Genomic DNA, 463 nt, shown 5'->3' on the forward strand with positions numbered 1-463 from the left:
GTGTAGGGGTGGCGGGCGTAGTGGAGGGCGTCGGCGGGGAGTTCCTCGACGATGCGGCCCGCGTACATGACAGCGATCCGGTCGCAGAGTTCGCTGACGACGGCGATGTCGTGGGAGATGAACAGGGCGCCTGCCTGCGTCTCGTCGACCGCTTCGCGCAGGACCCGCAGGACTTCGCGCTGGACGGTGACGTCGAGGGCGGTGGTGGGTTCGTCCGCGATGATCAGCCGGGGCGTGTTCATCAGGCCCATGGCGATGACGGCGCGCTGGCGCATGCCGCCGGACAGTTCGTGCGGGTACCGCTTGGCGACGTCGGCGGGGTGCTTGATGCGGACGCGGTCGAGCCGTTCGACGGCGCGGGCCCGTGCTTCGGTGCGGGTGGCGCCGTCGTGCAGGGTGGCCACTTCGGCGAGCTGGCCGCCGACGCGGAGGGCGGGGTTGAGGGAGGAGGTGGGGTCTTGGA

1 protein-coding gene is annotated in these 463 nt (G+C 71.1%); it reads right to left on the reverse strand.

Annotated elements, in window-relative coordinates; all coding sequences use genetic code 11:
• On the reverse strand, positions 1-463 hold a 463-nt coding region (locus tag E2E34_RS35045; RefSeq protein WP_138905804.1), incomplete at both ends, for an ATP-binding cassette domain-containing protein.

Source organism: Streptomyces albidochromogenes (assembly GCF_005981925.1).
GTDB lineage: Bacteria > Actinomycetota > Actinomycetes > Streptomycetales > Streptomycetaceae > Streptomyces > Streptomyces albidochromogenes.